Origin of the sequence: Acidisphaera sp. L21 (assembly GCF_009765685.1) — a bacterium.
In the GTDB taxonomy this organism is placed as follows: domain Bacteria; phylum Pseudomonadota; class Alphaproteobacteria; order Acetobacterales; family Acetobacteraceae; genus LMUY01.
In genome coordinates this window covers 64,042-79,247 of the sequence record NZ_LMUY01000084.1, presented here as the reverse complement: position 1 = coordinate 79,247, position 15,206 = coordinate 64,042, and the positions used below count along the sequence as shown (strand labels likewise).

General features: G+C 67.7%; 19 protein-coding genes. 14 read left to right on the top strand and 5 right to left on the bottom strand.

The window, feature by feature from the left end; translation table 11 throughout:
• Window positions 1–55 precede the first annotated feature (55 nt).
• The 3 genes from GSQ76_RS17925 to GSQ76_RS17915 form a co-directional block, all read right to left on the bottom strand.
• Complete coding sequence (locus GSQ76_RS17925; RefSeq protein WP_158745499.1) at window positions 56–286, bottom strand: exodeoxyribonuclease VII small subunit; 231 nt, start codon at window positions 284–286, stop codon at window positions 56–58.
• A gap of 98 nt (window positions 287–384) precedes the next feature.
• Window positions 385–1,320, bottom strand: a complete 936-nt coding sequence (locus GSQ76_RS17920; RefSeq protein WP_158745498.1) for a histone deacetylase family protein — start codon at window positions 1,318–1,320, stop codon at window positions 385–387.
• Window positions 1,317–1,577 (bottom strand): sulfurtransferase TusA family protein, encoded by a 261-nt coding sequence (locus GSQ76_RS17915; RefSeq protein WP_158745497.1) that lies wholly within the window; start codon window positions 1,575–1,577, stop codon window positions 1,317–1,319. The genes GSQ76_RS17920 and GSQ76_RS17915 overlap by 4 nt, the downstream gene beginning before the upstream one ends.
• Before the next feature lie 106 nt (window positions 1,578–1,683).
• Between GSQ76_RS17915 and GSQ76_RS17910 the strand changes: the two genes are divergently transcribed.
• The 3 genes from GSQ76_RS17910 to GSQ76_RS17900 all read left to right on the top strand — a co-directional run bounded on the left by GSQ76_RS17910 (window position 1,684) and on the right by GSQ76_RS17900 (window position 4,527).
• The gene (locus GSQ76_RS17910) at window positions 1,684–2,946 is read left to right on the top strand and encodes a DNA polymerase IV (RefSeq protein ID WP_158745511.1); all 1,263 of its coding nucleotides are present in this window, start codon (window positions 1,684–1,686) and stop codon (window positions 2,944–2,946) included.
• Window positions 2,947–3,007: 61 nt separating this feature from the next.
• A complete protein-coding gene (locus GSQ76_RS17905) occupies window positions 3,008–3,784 on the top strand; it encodes a 1-acyl-sn-glycerol-3-phosphate acyltransferase (protein WP_158745496.1) in 777 nt (258 codons plus the stop codon).
• Window positions 3,781–4,527, top strand: coding sequence for a glycosyltransferase family 2 protein (locus GSQ76_RS17900; RefSeq protein ID WP_216851123.1), 747 nt, complete (start codon window positions 3,781–3,783; stop codon window positions 4,525–4,527). Before GSQ76_RS17905 ends, GSQ76_RS17900 begins: the two co-directional genes overlap by 4 nt.
• Here GSQ76_RS17900 and GSQ76_RS17895 read toward each other — a convergent pair.
• Window positions 4,442–5,167 (bottom strand): polysaccharide deacetylase family protein, encoded by a 726-nt coding sequence (locus GSQ76_RS17895; protein ID WP_216851122.1) that lies wholly within the window; start codon window positions 5,165–5,167, stop codon window positions 4,442–4,444. The genes GSQ76_RS17900 and GSQ76_RS17895 overlap by 86 nt on opposite strands.
• Before the next feature lie 127 nt (window positions 5,168–5,294).
• Window positions 5,295–5,966, bottom strand: coding sequence for a hypothetical protein (locus GSQ76_RS17890; protein WP_158745494.1), 672 nt, complete (start codon window positions 5,964–5,966; stop codon window positions 5,295–5,297).
• A gap of 75 nt (window positions 5,967–6,041) precedes the next feature.
• Between GSQ76_RS17890 and GSQ76_RS17885 the strand changes: the two genes are divergently transcribed.
• The 11 genes from GSQ76_RS17885 to GSQ76_RS17835 all read left to right on the top strand — a co-directional run.
• Window positions 6,042–6,341 carry a phosphopantetheine-binding protein gene (locus GSQ76_RS17885; RefSeq protein WP_335904910.1) on the top strand — a complete coding sequence of 100 codons (300 nt, stop codon included), beginning with the start codon at window positions 6,042–6,044 and terminating at the stop codon, window positions 6,339–6,341.
• A 4-nt stretch (window positions 6,342–6,345) separates the two neighbouring features.
• Window positions 6,346–7,656: an AMP-binding protein gene (locus tag GSQ76_RS17880; protein WP_158745493.1), complete on the top strand. Its 1,311-nt coding sequence runs from the start codon at window positions 6,346–6,348 to the stop codon at window positions 7,654–7,656.
• Window positions 7,656–7,922, top strand: a complete 267-nt coding sequence (locus GSQ76_RS17875) for a hypothetical protein (protein WP_158745492.1) — start codon at window positions 7,656–7,658, stop codon at window positions 7,920–7,922. Before GSQ76_RS17880 ends, GSQ76_RS17875 begins: the two co-directional genes overlap by 1 nt.
• Entirely contained in the window at window positions 7,919–8,902 is a 984-nt protein-coding gene (locus tag GSQ76_RS17870; protein WP_158745491.1) for a hypothetical protein, read from the top strand. The genes GSQ76_RS17875 and GSQ76_RS17870 overlap by 4 nt, the downstream gene beginning before the upstream one ends.
• Window positions 8,903–8,906: 4 nt before the next feature.
• Entirely contained in the window at window positions 8,907–9,389 is a 483-nt protein-coding gene (locus tag GSQ76_RS17865; protein WP_158745490.1) for a LolA-related protein, read from the top strand.
• A gap of 16 nt (window positions 9,390–9,405) precedes the next feature.
• Window positions 9,406–11,712, top strand: a complete 2,307-nt coding sequence (locus GSQ76_RS17860; RefSeq protein WP_158745489.1) for an MMPL family transporter — start codon at window positions 9,406–9,408, stop codon at window positions 11,710–11,712.
• A complete protein-coding gene (locus GSQ76_RS17855; protein WP_158745488.1) occupies window positions 11,702–12,874 on the top strand; it encodes a beta-ketoacyl-[acyl-carrier-protein] synthase family protein in 1,173 nt (390 codons plus the stop codon). The genes GSQ76_RS17860 and GSQ76_RS17855 overlap by 11 nt, the downstream gene beginning before the upstream one ends.
• Window positions 12,871–13,653, top strand: a complete 783-nt coding sequence (locus GSQ76_RS17850; protein ID WP_254070479.1) for a beta-ketoacyl synthase chain length factor — start codon at window positions 12,871–12,873, stop codon at window positions 13,651–13,653. The genes GSQ76_RS17855 and GSQ76_RS17850 overlap by 4 nt, the downstream gene beginning before the upstream one ends.
• Window positions 13,650–14,081: a phosphotransferase gene (locus tag GSQ76_RS17845; RefSeq protein ID WP_216851121.1), complete on the top strand. Its 432-nt coding sequence runs from the start codon at window positions 13,650–13,652 to the stop codon at window positions 14,079–14,081. Before GSQ76_RS17850 ends, GSQ76_RS17845 begins: the two co-directional genes overlap by 4 nt.
• On the top strand, window positions 14,078–14,782 hold the full coding sequence (gene fabG, locus GSQ76_RS17840) for a 3-oxoacyl-ACP reductase FabG (RefSeq protein WP_158745487.1): 705 nt from the start codon (window positions 14,078–14,080) through the stop codon (window positions 14,780–14,782). The genes GSQ76_RS17845 and fabG overlap by 4 nt, the downstream gene beginning before the upstream one ends.
• A 3-nt stretch (window positions 14,783–14,785) precedes the next feature.
• On the top strand, window positions 14,786–15,206 hold a 421-nt coding region (locus tag GSQ76_RS17835), incomplete at its 3' end, for an NAD(P)/FAD-dependent oxidoreductase (protein WP_158745486.1).

The following is a 15,206-nucleotide window of genomic DNA, read 5'->3' as shown; positions in this document are numbered from 1 at the left end:
GGGGTCGACAGGCGCGGCGGGAGAATCGGGGCGTTCATGGGGATTGATAGCTCCTCTATGGGAGGGCGCGGGCCGCTAGCGAGCCGTCGGCCCGCTGAACGATGGCTTGAACGCGCGCCTCCGCCTCAGCGAGTTTGGATTCGCAGTGCTGGCGTAGTACGGCGCCTCGTTCATAGGCCGAGATAGCGTCTTCCAGCTTCTGCTGGCCGCCTTCCAAGCCCTTAACGATTCGCTCAAGTTCGGCCAGCGCGTCTTCGAACGACAGGCCGGAGATGTCTTGCGACATGCGCGCTCTCCTCGGTCTACCGTGCTTACGCGCTCCGCCCGTGGCGGACAACACTTCACCCGTGCAACAACATCACAGTGTTGCGCGCGTGCCGCAACTCAGATGCGCATCAGCCGCGTTACGTGCGACGCGGTGGATGCGGCGAGTGCACCCAGATCGTAGCCACCCTCCAGAAGCGAGACGACGCGCCCCCGGCAGTGCGAATCGGCGATGTCGAGCAGCCGGTCGGTCAGCCAGGCGAAGTCCTCTGTCTCAATCTGGAGCTCGGCTAGTGGATCGGCTTTGTGGGCGTCGAATCCGGCGGAGATGATGAGCAGCTGTGGCTGCCATGCACTCAGCGCGGGGATAATGCGATCCTCCCATGCGGCGCGGAAGGCGGCGCTGCCGGAGCCGGGGGGCAATGGCGCGTTCACCACGTTGTTGGCCACGCCGGTGTCGCGGGCCGAGCCCGTGCCTGGGTAGCAGGGGTGTTGGTGGCTGGATGCGTAGAATAGGGAGGGATCGGAGGCGAAGATATCCTCTGTCCCGTTGCCATGATGCACGTCGAAATCAACGACGGCGACCCGGTCCAGGCCCCAGCGCGTGCGGGCGTGCCGGGCGGCGATAGCGGCGTTGTTGAAGAAGCAGAACCCCATTGCACGATGCTGCTCTGCATGATGGCCGGGCGGGCGGATCGCGGCGAAAGCGGCGCCGGCCCAACCTTCCATCACCGAGTCCACGGCCGCGATGGCCCCGCCGGCAGCCCGGAGCATAGCCTGTTGCGAGCCGTGGCCGACGATGGTGTCTGGGTCGATGGAGACCCTCTCATCCTCCGCCGGGCGGATTGCCAGGATCCGGTCCACATGCGAGGCCGGGTGAGCCAGGCAGAGCTGGTCCCGCGTCGCCTCGGGCGCCTGCTCGCGTAGCAGGGAGGCGAAGTTCGGGTGCTCGAGCGCCTGTAGGACGACGCGCAGCCGATCGGGGCATTCCGGATGATACGGACCCATGTCGTGACCCAGGCAGGCCGGGTGGGTGAACAGCGCCACCGGCTTCATTCCGGCGCGTCCCTGGCGGGCGGTTCTTCGGCACGGCGGCGGATGGTGAAGGAGAAGATGCCAGCTTCCTCGCTGAAGCTGACCAGCTTGTGGCCGGTTTCGCGACAGAAGGAGCGGAAATCCGCCACGGCGGCCCGGTCGGTCGCCAGCACGCGCAGATTTTCGCCGGGTGCCAGTGCACGCAGAGCACGGTTGGCCCGCAGCACCGGGAGTGGGCAGTTCATGCCTTTGACGTCGAGCAGGGTTTCGGCGGCCATGGTTCCATCCTGATCACCAGTGGCAGCTTGGGCAAGGGCGCGCCTATCATGGGCCATGTCCAGCGGCCCCTTCCCAACCCAGCGCAGCGGGACCGACGCAAGCGGTATGCGTGGGCTGTGCCGGGATTGCTTTGCCGAGACGGTGGTGGCGCCCTGCCCCCGATGCGGCCATGGACGCATCGTGCGGCATGCCGAACTGTTCAGCCTCGACATCGCGCATATCGACTGCGACGCGTTCTACGCCAGCGTGGAAAAACGCGACCGGCCGGAATTGGCGGCCCGGCCTGTGCTGGTGGGTGGGAGCACGCGCGGCGTAGTCTCGGCGGCTTGCTACATCGCCCGCATGTATGGATGCCGCTCGGCAATGCCGATGTTCAAGGCGCTGAAACTATGCCCCGACGCCGTGATCATCCGGCCGGATTTCGCCAAATACACGGCGGCGTCGCACGGCATCCGGGCACTCATGGCCAATCTATCGCCGCTGGTGCAACCGCTGTCGATCGACGAGGCGGTGGTGGATATGTCCGGCACGTCGGCGTTGCACGGCGCGCCGCCCGCAGTTGTGCTTGCCCGCTTCGCCCGGGATGTGGAGGCGACGCTTGGCCTCACTGTCTCGATCGGGTTGGCGCCGAACCGGCTGCTGGCCAAACTGGCCGCAGGGCAGGACAAACCGCGCGGCTTTGCCGTGTTCGGGACGGAGGCGGCGGAGGTGATGGCGGATTGGCCGGTTCGCGCGTTGCCCGGCGTCGGCCCGGCGCTGGAGCGGCGGCTGGCGGGGCATGGGATCACGCATCTTGGCCATTTGGGTGCGCTGGATGACCGGGCGGCGCTGGCGCGGTTGGGGGATGACGGGCCGTCGTTGGCCCGGCGCGCGCGGGGCGAGGATGCACGGGTCGTCAATCCCGAGCGTGATACGAAGTCGGTGAGCGCGGAAACGACGTTCGACACCGATTATTCCACGATCGCGGAACTGGAGCGGCCGTTGTGGCGGCTGTCCGAGAAGCTGGCCCGGCGGTTGCGGGAAAAGGAGTTGGCGGCGGGCGGCGTGGTACTGAAGCTGAAGACTGCCCGGTTTGCCTTGCGCACCCGCGCGGCCCGCCTGCCCGGCCCAACCGTCCTGCCGGATCTGCTGTTCGCCGCGGCGCGTGGCTTGTTGGTGCGGGAGGCGGATGGCACCGCATTCCGGCTGATCGGGATCGGCGCCTCCCCTCTGATGCCGGGCTACACGGCAGATCGTGGCGATCTGGCCGATCCACACGCGGCGCGGCGCGTGGCGGCCCAAGCAGCGGTGGACAAGTTGCGCAAACGGTTCGGCGAGGCGGCGATCGGTCGCGGGCGGGGCCTGCCGCTACCGCGCCGGGACGGATGATAGACCCCGGCGCGCACCCCCGCTAAGCTCGATGCCATCGAAACCGCGTGTGGGTCCCCCTATGGATGCTTCCATCCCGACCCGGCGCCCGGGGAGCCGGCTCGGCGTCGGGTTGATGTGGATCTACCAGACGATCGCATTCTACTTCGTGCTTGCGGCGTTCGGCGTGGTGTTCCTGGGATGGAACCTGCCGGCGACACTGTTGTATTGGGTGCTACCGCGGCACGTCTCCAAGCCATTGGGTCAGCGGGCGATTATGGGGGGCTTTCGCGCCCTGCTCGCGCTGATGCGGGTGAGCGGGCTGGCGCAGTTCGACCTGTCGGCGATCGATGCTTTGCGGGACGAGCCTGGGCTGGTGATTGCCCCCAACCACCCGACACTGCTTGACGCGCTGCTGGTAACGTCGCGTTTGCCGCGGGTCGTGTGCATCACCAAGGCGTCGCTGTGGAATAACCCAGCGCTGGGTGCGGGGGCGAAGCTGGCCGGGTATATTCGCAACGACGCGCCGCATCGGCTGGTGCGCCGGGCTGCCAGCGCGGTGCGCGGCGGCAGCCAATTGCTGATCTTTCCGGAGGGCACGCGGACCACCATCCCACCGTTGGGCGCGTTCAAGGGCGGGTTCGCGCTGATGGCGCGCCAAGCCGGGGCGCCAGTGCAGACCGTGTTTCTGGAGGCAACGTCGCCTTATTTGTCCAAGGGTTGGCCGCTGGTGCGCCGTCCGGCGTTTCCACTGCATTACCGCGCGCGGTTAGGCCGCCGGTTCATCGTCGACGGCCCGGCAGAGCGGTTCTGCGCCACGCTGGAGAGCTATATGCGGACGGAACTCGGGCGCCCTTGAAGCACGTCGTTTTGATTCCGTCGTTCAACACCGGGTCGAAATTGACCGAGACAGTGCAGGCCGCGCGTGCTGCCTGGCCGCTGGTTTGGGTGGTGCTGGACGGCAGCACCGACGGCTCCGCTGCCGCGTTGGCCGCGCTGGGGCCGGATGACGGGTTGCGGGTGTTCATCCTGCCCCGCAACCAGGGCAAGGGCGCGGCCGTATTACATGGGCTTGGCCATGCCGCGGCGGAGGGGATCACTCACGTGGTCACCATCGATGCGGACGGGCAGCATCCGGCGGATTATATCCCGACCTTCGTCGATGCCTCCCGCGCGAACCCGGCGGCGATGATCCTGGGGGTGCCGCAGTTCGGGCCGGAAGCGCCGGCGCTGCGGGTGGGCGGGCGCCGCATTTCCAACTGGTGGGCAAATCTGGAGACGATGTGGGCGGGGATCGGCGACTCGCTGTTCGGCTTCCGCGTCTACCCGGTGGGTCCGCTACTGGCGATCATGCAGAGGCAGCGCTGGATGCGGCGATATGATTTCGATGCCGAGGCCGCGGTGCGGCTGAGCTGGGCGGGGGTGCGACCGGTCAATCTGCCCGCGCCGGTGCGGTATTTCCGGCCCGAGGAAGGCGGCGTGAGCCATTTTCGCTACGGCCGGGACAATACCTTGCTCACCTGGATGCATATCCGGCTGATGTTCGGGTTTCTGGCCCGGCTGCCGCTGCTGCTGTGGCGTAGGGCAAGGCGACCGGGTTGAGCCCCTGCCCGGCCAGCGCGTCGAGCAGAGCCGGCAGGACATCCAAGACCACCGGCCTCGCCAGGTGACGGCCGGCGCTGTTGCCGTCATGCAGCAGCAGCACGTCGCCGGCCGCCACGTCGCGTAGCAAACGGCCCAGGACGGTGGCGGGGTTGGCGCATTGCGTGTCGTAGCCGCGCCGGGTCCAGCTGATCAGGTCCAGGCCGGCCCGCGCCAACACGGCCTCCAACAAGACCGTTCGAATGCCCATGGGGGCGCGGAACCAACCGGGCAGCCGGCCGGTGATGTCGGCCAGGACGGATTGCGCGTCCTCCACTTGGCGGCGCAAGGCCGGGCCGGCGAGGAAGGCGAAGTAGAGCGGATGGGTCAGCGTGTGGTTTTCGACCCGGTGCCCCTCGGCCAGCATGCGGCGGACCAACGCCGGGTGCGCCCGCGCCCGGTCGGCGATGCAGAAGAAAGTCGCGGTGGCGCCGGACGCCGCCAGCATGTCCAATACGCGGGGGGTAACCGCCGGATCTGGGCCGTCATCGAAGGTGAGTCCCACGAACGGCCCCGGATGCGGCAGACGATCTGCGGTGGGGCCGAGCCATTGGCAGCGCGGGGCCATGCCGAGACCGGCCAGGGCCAGATGGTTCGCCACAATGCCTGCCGAGAGACCAGCCCACCATTGTGGGTGGAGCGCGAGCAAGCCGGCCGCGGTGCCGTGCAGGCCGGCGCTCAGCCGGACCGCGAGCGTCGGCCGCCAAGACCTCGCGGGTAAACGTGACTCAGCCACCGGCCCGGCCGCGGGCGAAGGACCGTATTGTTGCCAAGGGCGATTCATGGTGATCGTTGCGAAAGCGCCACCTTCTGATGGTGTATTCCGCAGCAAACATCACAACCGCCAGAGGCCCATCCAAAACGTTGACAAATAGCGACCAGATTTCGTGCGGTGCTGCCACCAGCAAAATCGCCGACAGCACCAATTGAGCGGCGAAGAACAGACACCATGCCTTTGTCACAGTTCGCGTGTAGGCAAGCATCCGGGGTTTGAGAGTACCCCGGATCCGCGTCGCGACGCCGGTGACGAGCGCCGTGCGGCCCGGCCGCAGTGATTGGCCGAAGAGTAGCAGGAGGGAGCTGTAGATGATCGCATGCGAGATGCCTGAACTGGCCATGAGCCCGGCAGTGCCAGCGGAATCGGCATGCACCACCCGCACCAGCAGCAGCAACAGCAACGCCGCGGTGGCGATGACCCCCACGCAACGCTCCAACACACCGGTCTGGCGCAGGGCCATCGTGCCAAGCATACCAGCCTGGATGACGGCGAATACGACGGCAACGCCCATCAAGCGGCCAGTGGCAATGGCGGCATGTTCGACGAAGGGTGCTGCGATCACGGCGGCCCATAATAGCGGGACGGCCACAATTCGCACCCAATGTCGCAAAGTTTTCGTCATGCCTCTGACCTTAACACTAGTCGAAAAATTTGCCCCTTAGCCGCCCGGCCTCTACTTTGTCATTCAGGAATGATCGTGAACATCGAAACAGCCACTCACCCCGCCGAGATCGCCATGCAGAGCCCGTTCGAGCAAGAGCTGGCAATGTTGATCGTGACCGCCTTGCACCTGGAGATCTCACCCGCCGAGATCGAGCCGGTGGCGCCATTGTTCGGTGATGGGCTGGGGCTTGATTCGATCGATGCGTTGGAGCTGGCGTTGGCGATCTCCCGCGAGTTCGGGCTGGAGCTGAAGTCGGACGATGACCGGAACCGGGCGATCTTTGCCAATTTGAGGGCGCTGGCGGATCACGTTGAGACGCACCGGACGAAATAGCAGCGTGCAGCAGTCCATCCCTTTAGTGGATCGGCCGGCAGACGCGGTGCTGTTCCGCCTGCCGGGCCGCGCGATCACCGCCGCCGAGTTCGCCGCGGATGCGCGTCAACTGGCCGATACCCTGCCAGGTGCGCCCTATGCGGCAAATTTGTGCACGGGGCGGTATGCGTTTGCGGTGGGGTTTGCGGCGGCGTTGCTGCGTGGCCAGGTGAGTTTGTTGACCAACGACCGGTCGCCCGACCGGCTGCGCGACCTTCTGGCCCGGTTTCCAGGCGCGATCGCGCTGGCGGACGGGGCAGACACGGGGCCGTTGCCGGGCGTTACGGTGCCGCCGCCAGGAAACGAGCGGGCCCGGATCCCCGGCATTCCTGCCGATCGTTTGGCCGCACTGGTCTTCACCTCCGGCAGCACCGGCGCGCCGCTGGTGCATGCCAAACGCTGGGGCGCCCTGGCGGAGCGTAATCGGGACGGTGGCGTGGCGTTCGGCATGGATGCGGCGCAGCCGGCCACGATCGTGGGGACGGTGCCGCCGCAGCACATGTATGGGTTCGAGACGACAGTGCTACTGCCGATGCACGCTGCATGTTCCGCCTGGTGCGGACCGGCCTTCTACCCGGCGGATATCCGTGCCGCGTTGGCCGCCGTTCCGGAAGACCGGCTGTTGGTGACGACGCCGCTGCAACTGCGTGCCCTGTTGTCGGACGCGACGGAGTTACCCGCGTTGGCGCGCATCATCTCCGCCACGGCGCCTTTGGATAACGCGATGGCGGAGGCGGCGGAGCGCCAATGGAGCACCATCGTGTCCGAGATTTTCGGCGCGACCGAAGTCGGCTCCATCGCCAGCCGTCGCACGACGGACGGGGCCGAATGGACGCCCTATGCGCAAATCCGCCTGCGGGCGCGCGACGGTGAGTTGTTGGTGGAGGCACCGGGCGCGGATGATCACGCGCTGGATGATTTCGTCGAGTTACTGCCGGATGGGCGGTTTCGCCTGCTGGGCCGGCGCAGCGATGTCGTGAAGATGGGCGGCCGCCGCGCGTCCCTGGCTGGGTTGAACCGGGAATTGGCCGCGGTGGATGGCGTGGAGGACGGGGTGTTCGTGCCGCCAGATGCCGACGACCACCGCGCCGCGGCGCGCATGACCGCCTTCGTCGTGGCGCCCGGGGCGGCAGCGCCCGCTATCCTGGCGGCACTGCGCGGCCGGATCGATCCGGTGTTTCTGCCCCGCCGCATCGTTCACGTGGACCGGCTTCCCCGCAACGAGTTGGGCAAGCTACCGGCCAGTGCGCTGCAGGCCCTTCGCGAAGCGCCCTGATGCAATTCGCCGTTCCCGCCAGCCACCCCAGCCTGCCGGGGCATTTCCCCGGCCGCCCGATCGTGCCCGGTGTGGTGTTGCTGGAGGAGGCGATGGCTTGCCTGCCGGCGGGGTTGACGCTGCTCACCGCCAAATTCACCGCCCCAGTGCTGCCCGGCGATGTCGTGGACGTCACCAGCGCGCTACAGGCCAATGGCCGGGTCGCGTTCACCTGCAAAGTGGCGGAGCGGGCGGTGCTGCACGGCGTTGCCGGGCCGGCCGCATGAGCGATTGGTCCCGTAGTCCCGAACGGGGTGCGTCCTGGCTGGTGCATCTGATGCTGTGGCTCATGCGGCATCTCACCTGGTTCGCCAGCGGGATCGTACTGCCGGGCATCACGGCGTGGTTCTATCTCACCTCCGCCACGGCGCGCGGCGCGTCGACCGAGTATCTGGGCCGGGTGTTGGGCCGGCGTGTCACGCCACTGGACGTGCTGAGGCACATCCATGTTTTCGCCAGCTCCATCCTGGACCGCGCCCTGCTGCTGACGGGTAAGGCAGGCACCATCACGATCGAGAAGATCAACGGGCTGGAAGACGTTGATGCTGCAGTGGCGCAGGGCCGCGGGTGCGTATTGCTGGGCGCCCATCTTGGCAGCTTCGCCGTGCTGCGCACCATGCGGGAGCGATGCCCGGTGCCGATCAAGGTCCTGATGTATCGGGCGAATGCCGGTGCGTACAGCACTGTCATGGAACGGCTGGACCCGGATGCAGCCCAGGATGTGATTCCGATCGGCGACATCCAGTCCATGCTGCGGGTGCATGAGGCGGTTGCCGCTGGCTGCATCGTCGGCATTCTGGCGGATCGGGCCCCGACGGGGGCGCGGCGGACGTTCGCATCGTTCTTCGGGCGGCAGGCGGCTTTTCCGGTTGGGCCGTTCGTGCTGGCGGCCAGCCTCGGGGTGCCGGTGCTATTGTTCCAGGCCGTGCGGACGGGCAAGCGCCGCTACCAGGTGACGTTCACCCCATTTGCCGAACGGATTACATTACGCCGGGCCTGCCGAGATGCCGATCTTTCGGCGGTGGTCGGGCGTTACGCGCGCTGGCTGGAGCAATCCTGCCGCGCCCATCCGTTCAACTGGTTCAATTTCTTCCCCTTTTGGGAGCGCGCCGAGCATGTTCCGACCAAGGCTCGCCCGCTGGTGCCTGCCGCTGCTTCTGCTAGCCGGGCCAGGTTGGGCTCAAAGTTCGACGCTGCCGCTGGATGAGGTGATGACGCATCTGGCGCAGGCGTCGGTGCGCCAGGCGATTTTCGTCGAGGAAAAGACCTTGGCCGCGCTGAAGACGCCGCTGAAATCGCAGGGCGTGTTGGTTTACCGGCGGCCGGACCATCTGGAGAAGAACACGACTGCCCCGCAGCGGGAGAGGCTGGTGATCGACGGCGACCGCCTGGTCATCGACAACGGTGCGGACGCGCCGCGGGTGATCGAATTGGGCGGCCAGCCGCAAATCCGCACCCTGGTGGATACGATCCGGGGCGCCTTATCAGGCGATCTGCCGTTGCTGCGCCGGATCTACGACGTCAGCGGAACCGGCACCACCGAGGACTGGCACATCGTGCTGCGCCCGCGCGACCCGGCGGTGGCGCAGTTGGTGAAAGAGGTTCGGCTGGCCGGTGGTGCGGATGTGCGGTCGATCTCGAGCGTGTCGCAGAACGGCGATACCGACACGCTCTCCATCACGCCGACGCCCTGATGCACCGGGCTGGCGATTGAAGCGGCTTCCGCTTCTTCTGGCGCTCCTACTCTCGGTCGGGTTCGCGGTGGTCGTCTTCCGCTTCGTCACCGTGCGGTCGGAGATGACCGATTTCCTGCCGGTGGGGCGGACCGAGGCTAGCCGGTTCATGCTGCGCGAACTGCAGTCCGGCTCGGCCGCCAGTCTGATCCTCATGGGGATCGAGGGCGCGCCGCCGGCCGAACTCGCGCGCATCAGCAGTGATGTGGCGGATCGGCTGGATGCAAGCGGGCTGTTCCGGTTGGTGAGCAACGGGCGGCATACGCTAGACGGGCCGGATCAGCGCGTCTTGTTCGAGCATCGGTATCTGCTGTCCCCGGGAACTACGGCAGAATCCTTCGGCGCGAAGGCATTACGGGATGATCTGCGGCGGTTGATGACTCAGTTGCAGTCATCCGCGTCGGCAATGGTGGTGCAGTTCGGGCTGCCGGATCCGACGGGCGCATTTCTGGCCATGGCGCCGGGCTGGATCGGCGCTTCCACGCTGCGGACCGTGGATGGCGTCTGGTTCGCCGCGGACCGCGATCGCGCATTGCTGCTGGTGGAGACGCAGGCAGCCGGCATGGATATCGGCGCGCAGGATGGGGCCGACGCCGCGCTTCGCGCCGCCTTCGCCGCCGCCAAACCGGGCAGTGCGCGGCTGATCGCCTCTGGCCCCGCCGTGTTCGCGCGGGAAGCGGCGGCGGGCATCAAGGCGGACGTCCGGTTGCTGTCGATCGTATCGAGCGTGCTGGTGGTGGCGTTGCTGCTGTGGCGGTTTCGGTCGCTGTCGGTGTTGGCCGCCATTGCGGTGCCTGTGGTCTTGAGCACGGCCGTTGCCGCGCTGGTGACGTCTCTGGTGTTCGGCTTCGTGCACGGGATAGCGCTGGGATTCGGCATGACGATGCTAGGGGTGACAGTGGATTACCCGGTGCTGCTGATCGGTCATCGCAAGCTGGGGGAGCCGGCCGCTGGCACGCTGCAACGGATCGGACGCGCCTTCGCGCTGGCGGTGGGCTGCGCGGTGTTGGGGCTGACGGGGATGGTATTCACCGGATTTCCCGGCATTGCGCAGATCGGGCTGTTTGCCGCCACGGGCGTCCTGGCGGCGGCGGCTGCGACGCGGTTGATCCTGCCGCGGCTGATCGTGGCGGCGAACCTTGCCCCCGTGTGGTCCGGCGACACTGCGCGGCTGCTGCGGGTGGAGCAGTTGCGGCGCTATCGGCTGTGGGGCCTGGTGCCGTTGGGGGTGGCTTTCGTCGGGCTTGCCGCAATGGGCGGGCCGCATTGGGAGGGCGACGTCTCCCGCCTGAGCCCGGTGCCGGCAGAGGCGCTGGCGCAGGATGCCGAATTGCGACGGGAGATCGGGGCGCCGGATTTGGGCGACCTGCTGGTCATCCGCGGCACGACGGCGGATGCGGTGTTGGCGGCGCAGGAGGCGTTGCTGCCCCGGATCGACCAGCTCGTCGCCAGTCATGACATCACGGGGTACGAGGCCGCGGCCCGGCTGTTGCCATCGGCTGCGACGCAGAAGGCGCGGCAGGCAGCCCTGCCCGACTCGGAGACGCTGGCCACATCGTTGGCGGCGGCATCGGAAGGGACGGCGTTCCAGCCGGATGCATTCGCGGCATTCCAGCAGGCGGTGGCTACGGCGCGGGTGGCGGCGCCGGTGACGCTGGCGCAGTTGGACGCCCCAGCGATCACGGCGCGGCTCACGCCGCTGCTGTTTCAACGGGATGGTGTCTGGTATGGGCCGATTGCCTTCACCGGGCCGCGGGATGGCGCGCCCCTGGCAGCACTGGCCGGACATGGGGCGTTATTCGTTGATATGCACGCGGAGACGGATTCATTGGTTGCTGGCGGGGCCGCGCGGGCGGGTTGGTGGCTGGCAGGGGGTGCGTTCGCCGCGATCCTGGCGATGCTGGCAGGGCTGCGCGAACCACTGATGGTGGCGCGCATCGCCCTGGCCATCGGCGCGGCGGGCCTGGTCACGGTCGCGTTGCTAACGGCTGGCGGTGTGCGGCTGTCGCTGATCCATGTGGTGGCGCTGCAATTCACCGCGGGGGTCGGGTTGGACTATGCGTTATTCTACGCCCGGCGGCAGTTGGATGAGGAAGAACGCGCCCGGACCCTGCGCACGCTGGTGACGTGCAACGCTATGACCTTGCTCACGTTTGGGCTGCTGACGGTTTGTCATACGCCATTGCTGCAGTCGATCGGGATCACTGTTGCAATTGGTGCGGTCTCTGCCATGTGCTTCTCTTTCCTATTTGTCGGATTGCGCCCCCATCCGGATGCCATTTGAGCCGCTTGCCCTCACCGCGACCACCATCGTCAGCGCCATTGGCCGCGGGCGTGCCGCAACGTTGCATGCGCTGCGGGGGGGCGTCAGTGGCCTGCGTCCAAATGATTTCGATGGCGACGGCCATATCGGCCGAGTCGACGGGATCGAGCAGCATGCCCTGCCGCCGTCGCTGGGGCGGTTCGACTGCCGCAACAACCGGCTGGCCGACATGGCCCTGCGCACGGATGGCTTCGTCACCGCGTTGGAGGCCGCGAAGGCCCGATACGGCGCCGACCGCATCGCCGTGGTCATCGGCACCAGTACATCCGGCGTGCTGTCGTCGGAGGAGGCGTTCGCCAATCGCCGCCAGGATGGCGCGCTGCCCGAGGACTTTGATTACGACCACACGCACGACATGTTCTCTTCCGCCCGATACGTGCGGGCTGCGCTGGGGCTGCGGGGCCCGGCCTTGGTGATTTCGACCGCCTGTGCTTCATCGGCCAAGACGTTCATCGACGCCAGGCACTTGATGGCGGCCGGGTTGTGCGACGCCGCGGTGGTGGGTGGCGTGGATACGCTGTGCCGGCTTACGCTACGCGGCTTTGCCTCGCTGGAGCTGATGTCTCCCGTGCCCTGCCGCCCTTGCGATGTGGCGCGGAGCGGGATTTCGATCGGGGAAGCGGCGGGTTTTGCCCTGGTCGAGCGCGGCGATGGGCCGCTGCAGCTTCTGGGTGCCGGAGCCACCAGCGATGGGTTCCATATGTCCGCACCACATCCGGAGGGCGCTGGGGCGATCGGCGCGATGCGGGGCGCGCTGGGCTCGGCTGGGCTGCGGGCGGACCAGATCGACTACGTGAACCTGCACGGCACCGGCACCAAGGCCAATGACGCGATGGAGGACGCCGCCGTCACCAGCGTGTTCGGGCCGGATATGGCGTGCTCGTCTACCAAGGGGTGGACCGGGCATACGCTAGGCGCCTGCGGGATATTGGGTGTGGCGATTGCGGATCTGGCGCTGGAGTATGGGATGATGCCGGGCTGCCTGGGCATGGCCGCACCGGACCCTGCGTTTCGCGCCCGTGTGCTTCCGCAGACGGAGTATAGGCCGGTGCGCCGGGTCGCGGTGAACTCGTTCGGGTTTGGCGGCATCAATTGCACCCTGGTGCTGGGCGCCCGCGCGTGACGTTTGTGAGCGTGGCGGGGGCAGCGGTGCTGGGGCCGGGCTTGCCGAATTGGGAAGCGAGCATGCCGGTTTTGAGGGGCGAGGAAGCCTGGGCGCATAGCGATGTCGCCCTGCCCCCGCCCGCGTTGCTGGCCCCGACGGAGCGACGGCGGACCGGGCCGGTGGTGCGGCTGGCCCTGGCCGTAGCCAGCGCGGCCGCAGTTGCGAGCGGGCTGGATCTGGTGACGCTGCGCCCCGTCTTCGCCAGCGGAAATGGCGACGGCATCACCGTCGGCTCCATCCTGGATGCGCTTACGAAGGCGGACGGGTTTGTGTCGCCTACGCAGTTCCATAACTCCGTGCACAACGCCGCCGCCGGGTATTGGTCGATCGGGACGGGGTCGAACCAGCCCGCGACCTCACTTGGATGTCATGACTGGTCGTTCGGTGGGGCGCTGATGAAGGGCGTCGCGGAGTGTGCGGCCGAGCGGGAGCCAGTGCTGCTGTGTGTCTACGACGTGCCGATGCCGCCACCGCTGGACGCGGCGCGGCAGATCGGGTCGGTGTTCGGGGTGGCGATGGTGCTCGTGCCAGACGGCGCCGGGCCACGGATCGGGCTGCGTTGGACGATGGAGGCTGCAACGCGGGATGCGCCGCTGAACCCGGATCTGAGGCCCCTGGCGCTCACCAACCCCGCCGGTCGGTCGCTGCGGATGCTGGAAGCGCTGGCGCGGGGGCAGAGCGACAGCTTCGACCTTGCGTTGCTGGATGGAAGCCTTGCCGTGACGGTTACCGTTTGACCGCCGCCGTACCCGACATCGCCAGCCTGATCCCCCATGCCGGGGCCATGTGCGTGCTGGAAAGTGTCACGCATTGGTCCGCCGACGCGATCGAGTGCCGGGCGGTGTCGCATCTGGATCCAGCCAATCCGCTTCGGCGGGATGGGCGTCTGGGAATATTGTGCGGCATTGAATATGCGTTGCAGGCCGCGGCGGTGCATGGGGCGCTGCGCGGCGGCGCGCCGCAGCCGCCGGGCTATCTCGCCTCCCTACGCATGAGCACGATCGCAGCCGCACGGCTGGATGACCCGGCGCTTGGCGCCCTGGCCGCCCATGCGCGCCGGGAGCATGGCGACGCCACCGGGCTGCTATATGCCATCCGGCTGAATGCGGCGGATGGGCGGGTTCTGTTGGAAGGCCGTGCCACGATCATCCTGACAAAGCCATGAAGCGGGCGCTGGTGACGGGCGGGGCGTCCCCCCTGGGGGAAGCGATGTGCCGCCAACTGGCGGCCGATGGTTGCCGGGTGATCGTGCATGCCCATGCCAACCGTGCCCGGGCGGAGGCGCTGGCGGCCGCGATCGGCGGCGAGTTCATGACCTGCGACGTCACCGACATCGGCGCCACCGAAGCGGCGCTGGGGCCGGTGCTGGCGGCCGGGCCGGTGCAAATTCTGGTGCACAACGCCGGCGCGCACGAGGACGTGCCGCTGGCCGGCATGACCGAAGCGCAGTGGCGCAATGTGTTGGACGTGTCGCTGACCGGCTTCTTCGCCTGCCTGCGCCCGTTGATCCTGCCGATGATGGGCACGCGGTGGGGCCGGGTGGTGGCGGTGTCCTCGGTCGCGGCGCAGATGGGAAATCGCGGCCAGGTCAACTACGCCGCTGCCAAGGCTGGGCTGGAAGGCGCCATTCGGTCGCTGTCGCGGGAGGTTGCGTCGCGTGGGATCACGGCCAACGCGGTGGCGCCGGGGTTGATCGCCTCCCCGGCGGTGGATGCGGTGATGGATGCGGCGCAGATTGCCGCGATGGTGCCGATGAAGCGCGCCGGGCGGGCGGCGGAGGTGGCGGACCTCGTGGGCTTCCTTTGTTCCGACCGCGCAAGTTATATTACGGGCCAGGCGATTTCCATCAACGGCGGAATGATCTGATCCATGGTTCATGCGTGCGACATTCTGGTCATTGGCGGCGGCCCGGCGGGCAGCACGGCGGCGGCCCTGCTGGCAGAGCGCGGGCGGGACGTGGTGTTGCTGGAGCAGGCAGAGCATCCGCGGTTCCACATTGGCGAGTCGCTGCTGCCGGCCAACATGCCACTGCTGGAGCGGATGGGTGTCGTGGACGACGTCGCCGCGATCGGCGTGTTCAAGCCGGGCGCCGAATTCGTCGATGATGACACCGGCCGCCGCACTGCCTTCGCGTTCAATCAATCGACCAACCAGTCCTCCGTCTCCTCCTTCCACATTCCGCGCGCCCCCTTTGACGAGATCTTGTTCAAGAATGCAGCCCGCCGGGGCGCCCGCACGCAGGAGCGTACGAAGGTTACCCAGGTTACCTTGGGCGCGCCGGGTGAACGGG

Excerpts from the sequence above, each read along its gene's own strand:
- GSQ76_RS17905 (WP_158745496.1), top strand. The coding sequence starts at position 3,008 with ATGGATGCTTCCATCCCGACCCGGCGCCCGGGGAGCCGGCTCGGCGTC.
- GSQ76_RS17875 (WP_158745492.1), top strand. The coding sequence starts at position 7,656 with ATGCAATTCGCCGTTCCCGCCAGCCACCCCAGCCTGCCGGGGCATTTC.
- GSQ76_RS17910 (WP_158745511.1), top strand. The coding sequence starts at position 1,684 with ATGCGTGGGCTGTGCCGGGATTGCTTTGCCGAGACGGTGGTGGCGCCC.
- GSQ76_RS17915 (WP_158745497.1), bottom strand. The coding sequence starts at position 1,577 with ATGGCCGCCGAAACCCTGCTCGACGTCAAAGGCATGAACTGCCCACTC.
- GSQ76_RS17865 (WP_158745490.1), top strand. The coding sequence starts at position 8,907 with ATGACGCATCTGGCGCAGGCGTCGGTGCGCCAGGCGATTTTCGTCGAG.
- fabG (WP_158745487.1), top strand. The coding sequence starts at position 14,078 with ATGAAGCGGGCGCTGGTGACGGGCGGGGCGTCCCCCCTGGGGGAAGCG.
- GSQ76_RS17890 (WP_158745494.1), bottom strand. The coding sequence starts at position 5,966 with ATGACGAAAACTTTGCGACATTGGGTGCGAATTGTGGCCGTCCCGCTA.
- GSQ76_RS17870 (WP_158745491.1), top strand. The coding sequence starts at position 7,919 with ATGAGCGATTGGTCCCGTAGTCCCGAACGGGGTGCGTCCTGGCTGGTG.
- GSQ76_RS17920 (WP_158745498.1), bottom strand. The coding sequence starts at position 1,320 with ATGAAGCCGGTGGCGCTGTTCACCCACCCGGCCTGCCTGGGTCACGAC.
- GSQ76_RS17855 (WP_158745488.1), top strand. The coding sequence starts at position 11,702 with ATGCCATTTGAGCCGCTTGCCCTCACCGCGACCACCATCGTCAGCGCC.
- GSQ76_RS17925 (WP_158745499.1), bottom strand. The coding sequence starts at position 286 with ATGTCGCAAGACATCTCCGGCCTGTCGTTCGAAGACGCGCTGGCCGAA.